Here is an 11855-nt window from a genome sequence, read left to right as displayed (position 1 = left end):
AGAAACTTGACGGTGGTGTGAGCAGAGCATAGCGTCTGATCAGGGCGCAGGCCGGGCCAGGGCGCTCGGCGTTTGGATGCGAGAAGGTGACCGATGTCCACCACCCAGCCGCCGCTGATCCCCGACCAGCGGCGTGAACAGCTGGTCGCGATGCTCCGGCAGCAGACCGTCCTGAGCGTGCATCAGCTGACCGAGCTGCTCGGCGTGTCCCACATGACGGTACGACGAGACATCGCGGCGCTGGAACGCGAGGGCCGGGTGTTCTCCGTTCCGGGCGGGGCGCGCATTGCCAGTGTGCGCACCGAGCCGAGCCGTGCCGACAAATCGGTGACCGAGCGCGCCCACAAAGCCGCAATGGCCAATTGCGTTGCGGAGATGATCCGCGACGACATGACTATCTACCTCGACGCCGGCACCACGCTGCACCATGTGGCGCCGCTATTGCGGGCGTTCCGTGGCCTGACCGTGCTGACCAACGACTTCACCACGCTCGACGCGCTGGTCGGCACCGACGTGGACCTGATCCACGTGGGCGGCCGGGTGGAACACCGCAACCGGTCCGCCGTCGGGCGGCTCGCCGCGGCCACCTTGCGGGCGGTGAGTATCGACGTGTCGTTCGTCAGCGCGAGCTCCTGGGACCTGGCCCGAGGTGTCACCACTCCCTCGGAGGACAAGGTGGCGGTCAAGCAAGCGGCCATGTCCGTCGCTTCGACGTCGGTACTCGTTGCTGGGAGCTCGAAGTACGGCACGTTCAGCCTGTACCGGGTCGCCTGGCTGGAGGATTTCGCCAGGGTGATCACCGACGACGGTCTCCCGATCACTGCCGTACACGGCCTCCGCGACCGCGGCGTCGACCTCGTGCTCGCCCCCACTCCAAACCTTGGCATGGGTTAGGGTCGCTGGGACGCCGGAAATATCCGAATTCAGCGACCGTAACCCATGCGAAGCGTGGCTGGGCCGGCGTGACTCGATCTGTAGGATCGCGTCGCATGGGAGCCCTCGTTCCGGTGGCCGGCGGCGTTCTCGTGGCGACGCACTCGTTCTGCACCACGACCACCACCGTCGTACTCGGCAGCGACGGTGGATGCCTGATCGTGGATCCTGCGGTCACGGCCGATGAGATCGACGTCGTCGCGGCGGAGATCGCGACGATGGGCCGTCGCGTCACGGTGGGCTTCTCCACCCACCCGCATTGGGACCATATGCTGTGGCGAGATTCGCTGGGTGACGCACCCCGCTACGCGACGGCGCTCGGCGCCAGAACCGCCGTCGAGCATCAGGCGGGCAATGTCATGCACGCACAGAACTCTGTCCCCGGGGTGGACGTCAGCGCCATGGCGAGGGTTACGGCACTCGAGGAGGGTGCGACCACGATCGCGTGGGCAGGGCCGAAGGTGGAGGTCATCGAGCATCGGGCACATGCCCCGGGCCATGCCGCCCTGCTTGTCTCTGATGCAAACGTGCTCATTGCCGGAGACATGCTCTCCGATACAGAGATCCCGTTGCCTGACCGTATGGGCGAGCGTCCGCTCGACGATTACGACGCCGCACTGGACGTCTTCGCGGAGCTCCTCGACTCCGGGCGGGCCGACCTCGTGATCCCCGGCCATGGTGCGGTGGGCGACCAGGTTGAGCTGGGGCGCCGGATTGCAGCGGATCGCCGGTACATCGCAGCTGTTCGGGAGGGGCAGCCTGTCGAGGACCAGCGGCTCGTGGGCGCAGAGGGCTGGCTGCTTCAGGAACACGCCGCCAACGTTGCGCTCGCTGCCGAAGGGTGATTCATACCGCTGAGCGACAGCTGAGCCCTTCGCATGGGTTAGGGTCGCTGCAGCGCCCGAAATATCCGAATTCAACGACCCTAACCCATGGCATGGGTTACGTCGGGTCAGGATGCGGTGGCCAGCGAGAGTTTGATCGCGAAGCCGAGGAACGCGCCGCCCGCGGTGGCCAGGGAACCGGCCTGGAGGCGTCGTCGCCGGCGGAATGCCGAGGCGAGCCGCGCGCCGCTGAAGATCAGGATGCTCAGGTACGTGAGGCTGAAAAGCTGCACCCAGGCGCCCAGGACGAGGAAAGACAAGGCCGGGTAGGGGTACGTGGGGTCGACGAACTGCACGAAGAACGCCACGAAGAACAGGATGGCCTTCGGGTTGAGGAGGCTCGCCACCAGCGCGCGGCGGTAGGGACGCTCTGCAGGGCGAGCGGACGCGTCGCCGGCAGTGACGACGGAGGCCTCGGCGACCGAGCCGCGCGCGGGCACCGAGGGGCGACGCCACACCGACCAGGCGCCACGCAGCATCCCGATGGCCAGCCAGGTCAGGTACCCGGCGCCGAGGAACTTCACGACGGAGAACGCCGCCGCGCTGGCTTGCAGCAACGACGCCACACCGGCGGCGGAGAGCACCATCAGGACGGTGTCGCCGCAGAACACACCGCCCGCGGCCTGATAGCCGGGACGGGTTCCACGGCGAGCCGCCACGGACAGCACATAGAGCGAGTTGGGTCCGGGCATGAGGATGACGAGCGCAAGCCCCACCAGGTAGGTGGACAGATCGGTGATGCCGAGCATAATCAGCAGAGTGCCACACCGTGGCTGCCCAGGCGAAACGAGTTTCGTACCGGGCGACCCACGAGGTGCCGGCCACGGCCACCGGCGCACGGCGCCGGCCGGTGGAGCGTGGTCAGTTGCCGGTGCCGGCCAGGCCGTGCAGGAACGTCTGCACCGCGACGTCGCCGGCTCGGTGGCGGGCCATATGCCCGGTGTTGATCGACTCTGCCGCCACGTAGATGATCGAATAGAAGATGCCGACAATCCACGAGGGATCGACGTCGGCTCGCAAGGCACCGTCGGCCTGCGCGCGCTGTATGAGAACGGGCAGTTCCTCGTCCTCATCCTCGCGCCAATGTGAACTGTCGGAGAAGCGGTCCGGATCCGCGAACAGGAAGATGATCGCGTCACCGACATCGATCATGGCGCGCATGAGGGCTTCAAGTTCCTCGGCGGCCGTCTCGCAGCCAGCGGTCGCCTTCTCCGACTCCTCGGTCAGGATCTCCACGGATGCCCGCAGGGCGGCGTCGACCAGTGTCTTTCTGTCGGGAAAGTAGCGGTGCAGGGTGCTCCTGCTGACATTGGCGCGCTCGGCGATGTCGCTCAGAGACGCGTTGAACTCGCGGGCCCAGACGCCAATGGCGGCGTCGACGATGGCTCGGCGGGTTCGCTGTCGCACGCCTGTCTCGGGAGTGTCCTGCGGTTCCGGCGTCACGGCACGTGAGTCTACCAGGGATGACGCAGTATAAGACGTCTAAGGTTGAGAATGAGACAGCAATGCGTCACTATGCCAATCACACGTTGCATGCGTGGATCGTCGCATCAGTCCGAAGAGAGCAGCCATGTCCTACGCCATTCCCGCCAGTACGCCGGATGCCGGCGAGACCCCCGACCTGCCGATGCGATCCAAGATCGCGCTGCTCTGGTCCTACGCCCGCCCGCACCGCTCGATGCTCTTTCTCGGTGTGTTCCTTGGGCTCCTGGGCACCGGTGCCGAACTGGCCACCCCCATGGTCACGAAGTCGGTGCTCGACGGCCTGGCCGTCTCCGCCTCCCTTCGAGGGCCGGTCACGGTGCTGGCCGTCTTGCTGGTGGCCGGAACGGTTGTCGGGCTGATCCAGGCGATCATGCTGGGCACGCTGGCGGAGCGGATCATCCTGGCCACGCGCACGGGGATGATCAGACACCTCCTCGGGGCGCGGATCCCGGAACTGGCCAGCCGCCCGAGCGGGGAGATGGTCGCCCGGGTCACGTCGGACACCCTGCTGATCCGCGAGGCCACGACATCCAGCATCGTCAACGGGGTGAACGGTGTCGTCGGCTTGGTGGGCGCACTGGTGCTCATGGCGGTGCTCGATCTGCCGCTGCTGGTGGCCACTGTCGTCGTCATCGTGATCGTCGGCGTGGCGGCAGCACTTCTCATGCCGAGCCTGGCCAAGGCACAGCAGGAGGCCCAGGCCGAGGTCGGGTCGATGGGTGGCCGGCTGGAAGGCATCCTCCGGGCACTGCGCACCGTGAAAGCGAGCCGCGCCGAGGAGCGCGAGACGCAACGGATCAGCGACTTCGCCCGGCGGTCCTCGCTGAAGGGCATCCGCGCCGTGAAGATCGAGGCAGTGGCGTGGACCATCACGGGCGGCGGAATCAACCTCGCCATCATGCTGGTGCTCGGTTTCGGTGCCTGGCGGGTGTCCACGGGCGCACTGGAGGTGAGCGCCCTCATCGCCTTCCTGCTCTACACCTTCCAGCTCATGATGCCGGTCATGCTGCTGACCATGAGCATGACGGCTATTCAGTCCGGGCTGGCGGCCGCGGCGCGCATCGCCGAGATCAACGGGATGGGGCTGGAAGCCGACGACGTCACAAGCCGTCCGCTGGACGCCCGGACCGGCGCAGACGCTACCGAGACACTGGTGCTCGACGACGTCCGCTTCAGATATGCGCCGGACGCCGAACCTGCGCTCGACGGAGTGTCGGTCACCATTCCCCGGCACGGGCACACGGCCATAGTCGGCCCCTCCGGAGCGGGCAAGACCACCATCTTCTCTCTGCTGCTGAAGTTTCATCGTCCCGAGCACGGCGAGATCCGCCTCGACGGGCGCCCGCTCGACGAGTGGACATTGGGTGATCTGCGCGGTCGCATCGCCTACGTGGAACAGGACACGCCCCTCGTGCCCGGCACCGTGGCCGAGAACCTCACATATGCCTCGCCCGACGCCGCCGACGACGACCTCTGGCGGGCGCTCGCCGTCGTCCGCATGGACGAGCGCGTGCGGGCGCTTCCTGCTGGTCTGCAGACCGAGATCACCGGCGCCACGCTCTCCGGCGGGGAACGGCAACGGCTCGCTCTCGCCCGTGCGCTCGTCGCCGATCCCGAACTGCTCCTCCTCGACGAGGTCACGGCGCAGCTCGACGGCCGCACGGAGGCCGCCGTCGCCGAGGGCATTCGCCGGCAGGCCGAACGCGGCGCCGTCGTGACCATCGCCCACCGGCTTTCCACGGTCATGGACGCCGACCAGATCGTCGTCCTCGACGGCGGCCGGGTTCGAGCCGTCGGCACTCACGACGAGTTGCTGCGCACCGACGACCTTTACCGGGAGCTGGTGGCAGCGCTGCGGATCGCCACCGAGGAAGCCGGGGATCAGCCGCTGGAACGCGCCGGCGCCTGATGGCCGGGAACTACCTCAACAGGAGGTCCGCGGTGATCGGCAGGTCGCGCACGCGAACGCCGGTGGCGTTGTAGACGGCGTTGGCGACGGCGGCCGGCGCGCCGACGATGCCGATCTCGCCGATGCCCTTCGACCCCATGGGGTTGGCTTGGGGGTCGACGTCGTCGAGCCAGGTGGCCTCGACATCGCCGACGTCGGCGTTGGTGACGATGTGGTATTCGGCCAGGTCATGGTTGACGACGTGTCCGGTGCGGTGATCCATGACGCCCACCTCGTGCAGCGCCATCGACAGCCCCATGGTCATCCCGCCGATCAGCTGTGATCGCGCGGTGGCGGCGTTGATGACGCGACCCACCGCGAACACGCCGAGCATCCGCGGAACCCGGATTTCGCCGGTGTCCGGGTCCACGTGCACCTCGGCGAACTGTGCCCCGAAAGAGTGCACGGCGACACCGCGGGGCTTGTCCGGTGTCTCGGCCTCGACTGTGGTGCCGACACGTGGCGACGCTCCGTGCTCGTGGCGGAGTATGCGGGCGGCCTCCACGATGGCAGACCCCCAGGACGTGAGGCCGGACGAGCCGCCGGCCACGGTGGCGTGCGGCAGGTCGGTGTCGCCGATCTCCAGTTTCACCAGCTCCATGTCACATCCGAGCGCGTCGGCGGCGATCTGGGTCAGAGCCGTCCACGCGCCGGTGCCGATGTCCACCGCGCCGATCCGCACGCTGTAGCGGCCGTCGTCCGTGACCTCGATACGGGCCACCGAACCCGGCGAGCGGAAGCACGGGTAGGTCGAAGCGGCGACCCCCATGCCCACCAGCGTGCCGCCCGTCTGCCGCCGGCCGGGCTCGGGGTCACGAGCCGCCCAGCCGAAGCGCTCGGCACCCTCTTGCAGGCACTCCACCAGACGGCGGCTGGACCACGGGTGCCCGGTCTTCGGATCCAGCTCGGGGTCGTTGACGATGCGCAGATCGATCGGGTCGACGCCGCACGCCTCGGCGAGTTCGTCCATCGCCACCTCGAGCGCGAAGGCGCCTGGGCATTCACCCGGCGCGCGCATCCACGAGGGGACGGGAACGTCGAGGGTCGCCAGGCGCTGGGTGATCAGGCGGTGCGCGCCCGCGTACAGCGACCGGGTGGGCTTGCCGCACTCCTCGGCGAACTCCTTGACCGTGGACGAGTGCTCCACCGAATCGTGCGAGATGGCCGCGAGCCGGCCGTCCCGCTCCGCGCCCAGGCGGATCCGCTGGATGGTGGGGGAGCGGTGGCCGGTGAGCGCGTACATCTGCTGCCGCGGCACCGCGTACTTCACCGGCCGGCCAGGGACCGCCCTGGCGGCGAGACCGGCCAGCACGTTGTGCGCGTGTGGCATCCCCTTCGAGCCGAACCCGCCGCCCACGTGGGGCGCGACGACGCGCATCTGTTCCGGCCGCAGCCCGAACAGGGGAGCGAGCGTCGAGCGCACCACGTGCACACCCTGCGTGGAGTCGAACATGGTAAGCCGGACCTCGGACTCCTCATCCCAGACGGCGACCGTGGTATGCGGTTCCATCGGATTGTTGTGCAGCATCGGCGTCGTGTAGGTCTGATCGACCCGGACGTCGGCGCTGGAGAACGCGGCGGCGAATTCGTCGCGGGAGCGGTCGTCCGGCGGGTCCTCGCCCTCGGGCGCATGCAGATCTTCCCGGTCGGCGCGCAGTTCGGTGTCGGCCGGCTCGTCGTCGTACGTCACCTGGATCAGGCGCGCCGCATGCCGGGCCGCCTCCGGCGTCTCGGCCAGCACGGCGGCGATCAGCTGGCCGCGGAAAGCCACGGAGTCCGACTGGAGGACGGCCAGCTCGTCGTCGCCGACATCCGCCAGGCGGGTCGCGTTCCGGTGCGTCAGCACGGCGACGACGCCGTCCACCGCCTCCGCCGCGACGGTCTCGATCGAGCGAATCGTGCCGCGGGCCACGCCGGATTGGACCGCGTGCACGTAGACCGGATTCTTCACCGGCTGCTCGTAGGCGTAGGGGGCGGTCCCGGTCACCTTCGGTGCGCCGTCGAGCCGCCGGGTAGGCGTACCCATGGCGTTGGCCTGCAGCGTCATCGATGCTCACCACCCATACCGTGGGCTCCGGCGAGTTCCCGGAGCACCGCGACGATCGTGTTGCGCGCCATGCGCACCTTGAACTCGTTGCCCGGCTGCGGCTGGGCGGCGGCCAGTTCGGCGTCGGCCGCACGGCGGAACGTCTCGACCGTGGCGGGCGCGCCCCGGAGATGTTCTTCCGCGGTGCTCGCCCTCCAGGGCTTGTGCGCGACGCCGCCGAGCGCCAGCCGGACGTCCCCGACCATGCCGTCGTCGAGCTCAAGTGCCGCCGCGACCGAGACGAGCGCGAAGGCGTACGACGCGCGGTCGCGGACCTTGCGATACGTGGACCGGCGCGCCATGGGCAGCGCGGGCAGTTCCACGGCGGTGATCAGATCGGCGTGGTCCAGGACGGTGTCCCGGTGCGGCGCGTCGCCCGGAAGCCGGTGAAGATCGGCCAGTGGGACTCGTCGTTCTCCATCCTGCGAGAGGACGATCACGTCGGCGTCGAGGGCGCGCATCGCCACGGCCATGTCGGAGGGGTGCACGGCGATACAGTGCTCCGACGCGCCGAGGATGGCGTGGTACCGGGTATAGCCGCCGATCGCCGAGCAGCCCGATCCCGGATCCCGCTTGTTGCAGGGAGTGGTGACGTCCTGGAAGTACACACACCGGGTGCGCTGCAGGAGGTTGCCAGCCGTCGTGGCGGCGTTGCGCAGCTGACCCGAGGCGCCGGACAGCAGCGCCCGGGAGAGCATCGGATAGCGCTCGCGGACGACGGGATGTGCGGCCAGGTCGCTGTTGCGTACGGCGGCGCCAATCCGCAGTCCTCCGCCGGGAAGGCTCTCCACCCCGTCGAGCGGGAGGCGCGAGACGTCCACCAGGAGGTCGGGCGCGGTGACGCCGAGCTTGAGGTGATCGACCAGGTTGGTGCCTCCGGCCAGGAACGCCGCGCCAGGCCGTTCGGCGACCGCCGTGACGGCGTCAGCGGGATCCTGAGCGCGGCGGTAATCGAACGGAATCACGACGCCGTCCCCTCCCGCAGCGCGGCCACGATGTTGACGTAGGCCCCGCACCGGCACAGGTTGCCGCTCATCCGCTCGCGAAGTTCCGCGTCGTCCAGATCGATCGGGCCGGTGAGGTCGTCGGTGACGTGACTGGGGTGGCCGGCCTTGGCCTCCTCGAGCATGCCGACGGCAGAGCAGATCTGCCCGGGCGTGCAGTAGCCGCACTGGAAGCCGTCCCGGTCGACGAACGCCTGCTGTACGGGGTGCAGCTCCGCGCCGTCGGCCAGGCCCGCCGCGGTGGTGATCTCCGCGCCGTCGTGTGCCACGGCGAGTGCCAGGCAGCTGACCACCCGCCGGCCGTCGAGCAGCACGGTGCAGGAACCACACTGACCGTGGTCACAGCCCTTCTTCGGGGACATGATGGACAGCCGGTCGCGCATCGCGTCGAGCAGGGTGGTGCGGGTATCGATGGTCATCGACCGCTCCGCACCGTCCACGCGTATCGTGATCGGGACTTCCATGGGCACCTCCGGCTCCGGACGTTCTGCTCGCGCACGTACCCACTCAGCGGTTTCGTCAATCCGCGCTAGACACGACGATTGGACGACGCAGCGGGCGGCCGTGCTCCGTGTTGTGCCTCTGATCCACGCCATTGGCGGTGCCCGTGTTCAGTTCGCGCTGCGTCTGTTTCGGAACGGCGACAAGCACATCACAGTGTCTGGCTTCGCGCTGCCGCTGACATGTCACGCCCGCAAGATTTTGACCATTGCCTTGCCCCGGGCCAGTTCGTCGACCAGCTTGTCCAGGTAGCGAATCTTCTGCATCAACGGATCATCGATGTCTTCGACGCGCACTCCGCACACCACGCCAGTGATCGACGAGGCGTGCGGATTGAGTCGTGCGTCGGCGAAGAAGTCCTCAAAGGTGGTGCCCGCGGCCAGATGCGCTGCCAACGCCGACTCGTCGAAACCGGTCAGCCACTCGATCACCTGATCCAGCTCGGCCTTCGTGCGTCCCTTCTTTTCCACCTTGGTCACGTAGTGCGGATACACCGACGCGAAGCTCGTGGTGAAGATCCGGCTCATACCGCCGAGCATAGTGCTCCGCGTCGATCAGAGTCGGATTGGCCAACATGCAGGTCGGTCGATGAGGCCGGGAAATCGGGATGCGCCGGACGGGACGTCTTCGTAGGGTCGCGGATGTGCAGAGCCGTCCGCCTGAGCTCAGTGACCATGACGTCGCTGCGGCAGCCTGCGCAGGGTGGAAGATCCCGGCGGTCATGGCGTCGTACGTGAGCGTGGGATATGGCAGCCACCATTGGGTTCTGGCAGACGTGGACGGGAACCGGTGGTTCGCCTCGGTCGATGCGCTCCCGGGCAACGAGGCCGGCGTCGGCGTCGACGTGGAGGCCGGTGCTGACGCCGGAGCTGACGCTGCGTTCGCTCGCCTCAGTGCAGCACTCCGTCTGGCCGTGACGGCGCGCGACGCCGGGCGCGGATTTGTCGTGGCACCATTGCGCACGTCGGACGGCGAACTTGTGCGGAGGCTTACCGGCGGCTATGCGCTCGCGCTGTACCCGTTCGTCGCCGGTGGTTCCGGTGATTTCCACGACGAGCTCAGCCCGGCCGACGGCATCGAGCTGACCGACATGCTGTATTCCCTGCACGCGGTGCCGGTACCTCCTGGAGCCGGCACGCGCATCAGCACGGAATCGTTCGACCTGCCGGATCGAGATCGGCTCGAGGTGGCGCTCGACGACGCGGCACTCGACGACGCGGCGCTCGATGAGGCTGGCAACGGCGAGCCGGGTAGCGACGGCGAGCCGGGTAGCGACGGACCGTGGCGCGGGCCCTACGGCGGACCGCTGCGCCGGCTGCTTGCCCGGCACGCCGGCGATATCCACCGCGCCCTCCAGCGGCACGACGAGCTGGTTGCGGCAAGTGGTCAACAGTCCCACCGGATGGTCCTCACGCACGGTGAACCCCACCCGGGGAACCTCATTCGCACCTCTAGTGGCCTGGCGCTGATCGACTGGGACACGGCGCTGCTCGCTCCTCCGGAGCGTGACCTCTGGCTGGCTGACGCCCGCACAGGTGGGCAGGCCTCGCGTCGCTACGCCGTCAGGACCGGCCGGCCGTTGCAGGCCGAGCTGCTCGCCCGGTACCAGCTTGCCTGGGTGCTGACCGACATCGCCGAGTTCGTGGCTCTGCTCCGGAACGCGGCGGAGGAGACGGCCGACACGTCGTGGTCGTGGGATGCGTTGTGCCGGATTCTCGACGAGCTGGAGAGCTCAGCGCCGTGACAGCAACGGTGGATGATTGTGTTAGCGATGGAAGGTTCTGTGGCCCTGGGCACGCGAAGTCTTCCACCGCTGTGCCGAGTGGTCGTGGGCATGAAGCTACGAACTGGAGTGCGCACCGGGTCAAGCCGAATATGCCCGCGTGGCCGGTCGGTACCTGGGTAAGGGCGCGGGCGTATCGCCTTCTATGAAGGGGGTTGCCGTGACCTACACGCAGCAGATGCTCGATACCTACCCAGCGGAGATGAACCTGGATCGCGGCAAGCTAGCCCGGGCCATCGACGCTCTCGGCGCGTGCGCTCAGGCGTGTACCGCGTGCGCCGACGCCTGCCTTTCCGAAGGTGCGGAAGCGCTGCCCATGCTGACGCGCTGCATCCGGGACAACCTCGACTGCGCGGACATCTGTGCGGCCACGGCCGCCGTGCTGTCCCGGCAGACCGCGTACGACGCTCGTGTCTCTCATGCCCAGGTGAAGGCCGCGGCACAGGTCACGAAGACGTGCGCCGACTCGTGCGGGGAGCATCGGGACGCCCATGACCATTGCCGGGTGTGCGAGGAGGCCTGCCGCGAGACCGAGCGCATACTCATCGAGTTGCTGCCGGATCTTGAGCCCTCCGGCGATGCGCCGTCCCGCCCGAGCCAGGCGGCACCCCAGACCTGAGCAGCTTCCTGGCCGGCAGCGCCGCGGCATATGGTCACAGGATGAAGGCGCAACGCCTGGCGATCATCGCCGACACCCATGTGCCGCAGCGCGCCCGCCAGCTGCCTGCTCAAGTGTGGGAGGCGGTCGAGGCGGCCGACGTCGTGGTGCACGCCGGTGACTGGGTCGACGTCGCACTGCTGGACGAGATCGAGACGCGTGCCCGGCGGCTGATTGCCGTGTACGGCAACAACGACGGGCCTGAGTTCCGTGCCCGGCTCCCGGAGGTCGCGCGCGCGATCGTCGGCGGCATCCGGATGGCTGTCATCCATGAGACCGGTGCGGCGACGGGCCGGGAGGCCCGCTGCGCCCGGATGTTTCCCGACGACGACGTGCTGGTGTTCGGGCACAGCCACATCCCCTGGGACACCATCGCTCCCACCGGTTTGCGGCTGCTGAACCCGGGCTCACCCACAGACCGGCGGCGGCAGCCGCATTGCACCTATCTGACGGCGGTCGCCGTGGACGGACGACTCGAGGACGTGGTCCTGCACCGGTTGCCGCCGCGTTCGACGTGATGGTTGGGTACACGGTGATCAGAGCCGCGGGCTGATCAGATGACACATGTGGCGT

At 68.4% G+C, this 11855-nt stretch carries 12 protein-coding genes; 6 read left to right on the top strand and 6 right to left on the bottom strand.

What is annotated here, in order from left to right; genetic code table 11:
* The first annotated feature begins 93 nt into the window (after positions 1–93).
* A complete protein-coding gene (locus G1H11_RS15410; RefSeq protein WP_163819487.1) occupies positions 94–894 on the top strand; it encodes a DeoR/GlpR family DNA-binding transcription regulator in 801 nt (266 codons plus the stop codon).
* A 95-nt stretch (positions 895–989) separates the two neighbouring features.
* Positions 990–1778: an MBL fold metallo-hydrolase gene (locus G1H11_RS15405; RefSeq protein ID WP_163819486.1), complete on the top strand. Its 789-nt coding sequence runs from the start codon at positions 990–992 to the stop codon at positions 1776–1778.
* Positions 1779–1885: 107 nt separating this feature from the next.
* Here G1H11_RS15405 and leuE read toward each other — a convergent pair whose 3' ends face one another.
* The gene (gene leuE / locus G1H11_RS15400; RefSeq protein WP_163819485.1) at positions 1886–2566 is read right to left on the bottom strand and encodes a leucine efflux protein LeuE; all 681 of its coding nucleotides are present in this window, start codon (positions 2564–2566) and stop codon (positions 1886–1888) included.
* Positions 2567–2678: 112 nt separating this feature from the next.
* Positions 2679–3260 (bottom strand): TetR family transcriptional regulator, encoded by a 582-nt coding sequence (locus tag G1H11_RS15395; RefSeq protein ID WP_163819484.1) that lies wholly within the window; start codon positions 3258–3260, stop codon positions 2679–2681.
* 127 nt (positions 3261–3387) lie between these two features.
* Between G1H11_RS15395 and G1H11_RS15390 the strand changes: the two genes are divergently transcribed.
* The gene (locus tag G1H11_RS15390) at positions 3388–5211 is read left to right on the top strand and encodes an ABC transporter ATP-binding protein (RefSeq protein WP_163819483.1); all 1824 of its coding nucleotides are present in this window, start codon (positions 3388–3390) and stop codon (positions 5209–5211) included.
* 10 nt (positions 5212–5221) lie between these two features.
* Here G1H11_RS15390 and G1H11_RS15385 read toward each other — a convergent pair whose 3' ends face one another.
* The 4 genes from G1H11_RS15385 to G1H11_RS15370 form a co-directional block, all read right to left on the bottom strand.
* Positions 5222–7297 (bottom strand): xanthine dehydrogenase family protein molybdopterin-binding subunit, encoded by a 2076-nt coding sequence (locus tag G1H11_RS15385; RefSeq protein WP_163819482.1) that lies wholly within the window; start codon positions 7295–7297, stop codon positions 5222–5224.
* The gene (locus G1H11_RS27105; RefSeq protein WP_163819481.1) at positions 7294–8301 is read right to left on the bottom strand and encodes an FAD binding domain-containing protein; all 1008 of its coding nucleotides are present in this window, start codon (positions 8299–8301) and stop codon (positions 7294–7296) included. Before G1H11_RS27105 ends, G1H11_RS15385 begins: the two co-directional genes overlap by 4 nt.
* Positions 8298–8804, bottom strand: a complete 507-nt coding sequence (locus G1H11_RS15375) for a 2Fe-2S iron-sulfur cluster-binding protein (protein ID WP_163819480.1) — start codon at positions 8802–8804, stop codon at positions 8298–8300. Before G1H11_RS15375 ends, G1H11_RS27105 begins: the two co-directional genes overlap by 4 nt.
* A 222-nt stretch (positions 8805–9026) precedes the next feature.
* On the bottom strand, positions 9027–9368 hold the full coding sequence (locus G1H11_RS15370) for a DUF2200 domain-containing protein (protein ID WP_163819479.1): 342 nt from the start codon (positions 9366–9368) through the stop codon (positions 9027–9029).
* Between the two features lie 116 nt (positions 9369–9484).
* Between G1H11_RS15370 and G1H11_RS15365 the strand changes: the two genes are divergently transcribed.
* From G1H11_RS15365 to G1H11_RS15355, 3 genes are all read left to right on the top strand, one after another.
* Positions 9485–10585, top strand: a complete 1101-nt coding sequence (locus G1H11_RS15365; RefSeq protein ID WP_163819478.1) for a phosphotransferase — start codon at positions 9485–9487, stop codon at positions 10583–10585.
* A 199-nt stretch (positions 10586–10784) separates the two neighbouring features.
* A complete protein-coding gene (locus G1H11_RS15360) occupies positions 10785–11243 on the top strand; it encodes a four-helix bundle copper-binding protein (RefSeq protein WP_216843791.1) in 459 nt (152 codons plus the stop codon).
* Positions 11244–11284: 41 nt separating this feature from the next.
* The gene (locus G1H11_RS15355; RefSeq protein WP_163819477.1) at positions 11285–11800 is read left to right on the top strand and encodes a metallophosphoesterase family protein; all 516 of its coding nucleotides are present in this window, start codon (positions 11285–11287) and stop codon (positions 11798–11800) included.
* The last annotated feature ends 55 nt before the right edge of the window (positions 11801–11855 follow it).

This window comes from Phytoactinopolyspora alkaliphila, assembly GCF_010550695.1.
GTDB lineage: Bacteria > Actinomycetota > Actinomycetes > Jiangellales > Jiangellaceae > Phytoactinopolyspora > Phytoactinopolyspora alkaliphila.
The sequence above is the reverse complement of the archived record's forward strand: the minus strand, read 5'-3'. Positions and strand labels throughout refer to the sequence as shown.

Coding starts and splice junctions, on each gene's coding strand:
- G1H11_RS15405 (WP_163819486.1), top strand. CDS start 990: ATGGGAGCCCTCGTTCCGGTGGCCGGCGGCGTTCTCGTGGCGACGCAC.
- G1H11_RS15355 (WP_163819477.1), top strand. CDS start 11,285: ATGAAGGCGCAACGCCTGGCGATCATCGCCGACACCCATGTGCCGCAG.
- leuE (WP_163819485.1), bottom strand. CDS start 2,566: ATGCTCGGCATCACCGATCTGTCCACCTACCTGGTGGGGCTTGCGCTC.
- G1H11_RS15375 (WP_163819480.1), bottom strand. CDS start 8,804: ATGGAAGTCCCGATCACGATACGCGTGGACGGTGCGGAGCGGTCGATG.
- G1H11_RS15390 (WP_163819483.1), top strand. CDS start 3,388: ATGTCCTACGCCATTCCCGCCAGTACGCCGGATGCCGGCGAGACCCCC.
- G1H11_RS15410 (WP_163819487.1), top strand. CDS start 94: ATGTCCACCACCCAGCCGCCGCTGATCCCCGACCAGCGGCGTGAACAG.
- G1H11_RS15385 (WP_163819482.1), bottom strand. CDS start 7,297: ATGACGCTGCAGGCCAACGCCATGGGTACGCCTACCCGGCGGCTCGAC.
- G1H11_RS15370 (WP_163819479.1), bottom strand. CDS start 9,368: ATGAGCCGGATCTTCACCACGAGCTTCGCGTCGGTGTATCCGCACTAC.